Raw genomic sequence first — 4,063 nt, 5'->3', positions numbered from 1 at the left:
TGCGCGAGTTGCCGCGCGCCAAGGTGCTGGGCGTGGTGAACTTCCCGACCTTCTTCCAGGCGATGGACAGCGCGCAGCACATCGTCAAGCTCGGCGAGGGCATGGCCGTGGGCCAGCTCACGGCGGTGGAGCTGGTCGACCGCACCATGATCGAGCTCTCGCTGCAGAACCCGGCGTTCGCACCCACCATCCGCACCGCGCTCTCGCCTCACATCAACGGTGGCAAACCCGCGGCTGTGTTGCTGGTGGAGTTCAGCGGCCCGAGCAAGGCCGACATCGCGCACAAGATCCGCGAGCTCGTGGAGCTCATGGGCGACCTTGGCCTGCCCGGCAGCGTGGTCGAGATGGTGGACGACGCACCGCAGAAGAACCTGTGGGAAGTGCGCAAGGCGGGCCTGAACATCATGATGAGCCTGCGCGGCGACGGCAAACCCGTGAGCTTCATCGAAGACTGTGCCGTGCCGTTGGTGCACCTGGCCGAGTACACCGATGCGCTCACCGAGGTGTTCCACAAACACGGCAGCCGCGGCACCTGGTACGCCCACGCTTCGGTGGGCACGCTGCACGTGCGGCCCATCCTGGACATGCGGCGCGAAGGTGCGGCCAAGATGCGCGCAATCGCCGAAGAGGCCAGCGAACTCGTGCGCAAGTACAAGGGCGCCTACAGCGGCGAACACGGCGACGGCCTGTGCCGCGGCGAGTGGATCGAATGGCAGTTCGGCCCGCGCATCAACGACGCGTTCGCCCGCATCAAGGCGCATCTCGATCCCACCGGGCTGTTTTCACCCAACCGCATCATCGACCCGCCGAAGATGGACGACACGCGGCTCATGCGGTTTCCACCGGGCTACAAGGTGGTGCCCATCACACCCGTGCTCGACTGGAGCGCGTGGGACGTGAAAGCCGATCCGGTGACCGAAGTGACCACCGCACCCGGCACTGGTGAAGACCCGGCGCGCGGTCTGGCCAAGGCGGTGGAGATGTGCAACAACAACGGCCACTGCCGCAAATTCGACGCCGGCACCATGTGCCCGAGCTACCGCGTCACGCGCGACGAACAGCACCTCACGCGCGGCCGCGCGAACACCCTGCGCCTGGCGCTCAGCGGGCAGATACCTGGCTTGGCGGGCAGCGACGCCCTCACCAGCGAGGTGGTGCGCGAGGCCATGGACCTCTGCGTGGGTTGCAAGGGCTGCAAGCGCGACTGCCCCACCGGCGTGGACATGGCGAAGATGAAGGTCGAGTTCCTGCAGCACTACAAGGCGAAGCACGGTCACACGCTCAAGGACCGGCTGGTCGCACAACTGCCCGACTACGCCGCCTGGGCCGCGCGCCTGGCCCCGGTGCTCAACCTGCGCAACCGCATTCCCTTGCTGGCCAAGCTGTCTGAAAAATGGCTCGGTCTCTCGGCCCGGCGCAGCCTGCCGCAGTGGCACGCGCAGCATTTCTTCAACGCGCCGCTCAAGACAGCGACGCGCGACGAGGTGCTGGCCGCCGAACGCGGCGTGGTGCTCTTTGTCGACACTTTCAACGGTTACTTCGAATCGGAGAACGCACACGCCGCTGTGAAGGTGCTGCAGGCCGCCGGTTTCACCGTGCATGTGGCCACCAAAGCCAAAGACGACGGCAAACACCTGTGCTGCGGCCGCACCTATCTGGCCAGCGGCATGGTGGAGCAGGCCAAGGAAAAAGCGCGCGAGGTGGTGCAAAGCCTGCTCCCGTTCGCGCACAAGGGCATCGCCATCGTGGGGCTGGAGCCCTCCTGCCTGCTCACGCTGCGCGACGAGATGCTGGTGATGGGCCTGGGCTCGGCGCCGCAGCAGATTGCCGAACACGCGCTGCTGTTTGAAGAGTTCCTGGCGCGCGAAGCCAAAGCTGGACGGCTTGACGGCTTGAAGGCGCAACTCAAGGCCGTGGACCAGCCGGTGCTGCTGCACGGCCATTGCCACCAGAAAGCGTTCGACGCGGTTTCACCGATCCTGGAGGTGCTGCGCTGGATTCCCGGAGCAAACCCACAGCTGATCGAGAGCAGCTGCTGCGGCATGGCTGGCAGCTTCGGATATGAAGCCTCACATCACGCCGTGTCGATGCAGATGGCCGAACTCAGCCTGCTGCCGGCGGTGCGGTCACAACCTGACGCCATCGTGGTGGCCGACGGCACCAGCTGCCGCCACCAGATTCAAGACGGCGCACAGCGCGAGGCCGTGCACGTGAGTCGATTGCTGGCGGATCTGCTCGTGGGGTGAAGGAACTTCAGAACGGTTTGAAGACCGCCTGGAAGATGGTGCCCATCAACAGCAGCCACCAGGCCACCAGCGACCAGCCGATCCAGCGCCGTGGCACCCAGACCACCAGCGGCAGCAGGGCTGTGCAGAGGATGACCAGCCCCATGTCCACCGCCTGATCGCCCACCAGCGTCACATGGCCTTTGAAGCGCGCGTATCCGCTGTGGGTTTCGGTCACGATGGCCAGCAAGCCCAAGGCTGCGATGAAGGCCGCACACAGGGTGCACAGCGTTCTGGCCCAGACTGAAGGTGATCTGGTGGGGCGTGTCATGTGGCGGGTGTCGACGATGGCTGTTCGGGCTGGCTATTTGCGTTGGAAAAACCAGCGAATCAAGCCCTTCTCCCGGATGGGCTCGGGCAAGGCCTGCCACCATCGGTTGCCCAGATGTTCAGCGAACAGCCACCCCGCCACCACGGCCAGGCAGGCCAACACCACCACTGTCCATTCCCAAACTGTCATGGCGCTCCCAAGGTTCGCAAAGACTTGGATCGCATCTTAAGCAAGCGCCACGAAAAAGGCCCCGGAGCCGAAGCTCCGGGGCCTTTTTCAGATCTTTTCAGCGCGGGGCTGAAAGGGATCAGTAACCGCCGCGACCGCCGCCGCCGCCACCGTAGCCGCCACCGCCGGAGCGATCGCCACCACCGTAGCCGCCACCACCACCACCGCCGCCGTAGCCGCCGGTACGGGGAGGACGTGCCTCCATCGGACGGGCTTCGTTCACGGTGATGCTGCGGCCGCCCAGGGACTGGCCGTTCATGCCGGAGATGGCTGCTTGCGCTTCGGCGTCATTGCCCATTTCGACAAAGCCGAAACCCTTGGAGCGACCCGTGTCGCGTTCCATCATGACTTTGGCGCTGTTGACAGAGCCGAATTCGCTGAAAGACTGTTGCAGGTCTTCGTCGCGAACGGTGTACGGCAGGTTGCCGACGTAAAGTTTGTTGCCCATGAGGACTCCTCAAAATAACTGAAAACAAAAGCGATGGGGTCCCGAAAGCACAACTAACTCTAAAAGTACCGCCGTAGCGCGCGAAACTGACCGATCACCTGACTTGCACGCGCGATTGGACACGCGAACGTGTTGATTATGCGCTACGGAAGCCTTGTCCCCCTGTCCGCGTATTTCCCGAGTCTTTTCTGCGCATCAAGTCGCAGGCCAATCGATGGCGCGCCGACTCTCGAAACGCCTGGGCATGCCGGTGACCGGGTCGGAAAAGGCGATGCTGCTCGCCAGCAGTCGCAGCGGTTCGGCAAAGTCTTCGGCGTCCTCGGGCCCGCGCAGAACCGTGGGGTAGAACTGGTCGCCCACGATGGGTGCGCCCAGCGCGTTCATGTGCACGCGCAACTGGTGGCGTTTGCCGGTCACGGGTGAAAGCCGGTAGCGCGCCCAGGTGCCGCGCACCTCGCAACGCTCGATGTGGGTCTCGCTGTTCGGATCTCCCGCCGACTCGACCATGCGGAAGAAGCTGCCGCCGTCTTCGTCGATGCGGCTGCGGCGTGTGAGGGGAAAGTCGATGTCGGTGCGGTGGGCTGCGATCGCTTCGTACACCTTGTGCACCGCGCGCTCGCGAAACAGCGCCTGGTAGGCGTCGCGGTCTTGCGGCCGCAGGCTGAACAGCACGAGCCCGGCGGTCTCGCGGTCGATGCGGTGGATCGGGCTGAGCGTCTCGATGCCGGTGCGGCGCTTCAGGCGCACCAGCAGGCTTTGCTGCACGTAGCGCCCGCCGGGCGTGACCGGCAAAAAATGCGGCTTGTCCGCCACCAGCAGGTGTTCGTCCTG

Annotated in this window: 4 protein-coding genes; 1 reads left to right on the top strand and 3 read right to left on the bottom strand. The window is 64.9% G+C overall.

Going from position 1 to position 4,063, the window contains the following annotated elements; genetic code table 11:
• On the top strand, positions 1-2,246 hold a 2,246-nt coding region (locus Q0C59_RS19040; RefSeq protein ID WP_291218532.1), incomplete at its 5' end, for an FAD-binding and (Fe-S)-binding domain-containing protein.
• Between the two features lie 7 nt (positions 2,247-2,253).
• Here Q0C59_RS19040 and Q0C59_RS19035 read toward each other — a convergent pair.
• The 3 genes from Q0C59_RS19035 to Q0C59_RS19025 form a co-directional block, all read right to left on the bottom strand.
• Positions 2,254-2,556: a hypothetical protein gene (locus tag Q0C59_RS19035; RefSeq protein ID WP_291218530.1), complete on the bottom strand. Its 303-nt coding sequence runs from the start codon at positions 2,554-2,556 to the stop codon at positions 2,254-2,256.
• Positions 2,557-2,863: 307 nt separating this feature from the next.
• Positions 2,864-3,232, bottom strand: a complete 369-nt coding sequence (locus tag Q0C59_RS19030; RefSeq protein WP_069046030.1) for an RNA-binding protein — start codon at positions 3,230-3,232, stop codon at positions 2,864-2,866.
• A 195-nt stretch (positions 3,233-3,427) separates the two neighbouring features.
• Positions 3,428-4,063: pseudouridine synthase (locus tag Q0C59_RS19025; protein ID WP_291218526.1), on the bottom strand; the 636-nt coding region annotated here is incomplete at its 5' end.

Origin of the sequence: Hydrogenophaga sp. (assembly GCF_022844385.1) — a bacterium.
Taxonomy (GTDB): domain Bacteria; phylum Pseudomonadota; class Gammaproteobacteria; order Burkholderiales; family Burkholderiaceae_C; genus Hydrogenophaga.
The sequence above is the reverse complement of the archived record's forward strand: the minus strand, read 5'-3'. Positions and strand labels throughout refer to the sequence as shown.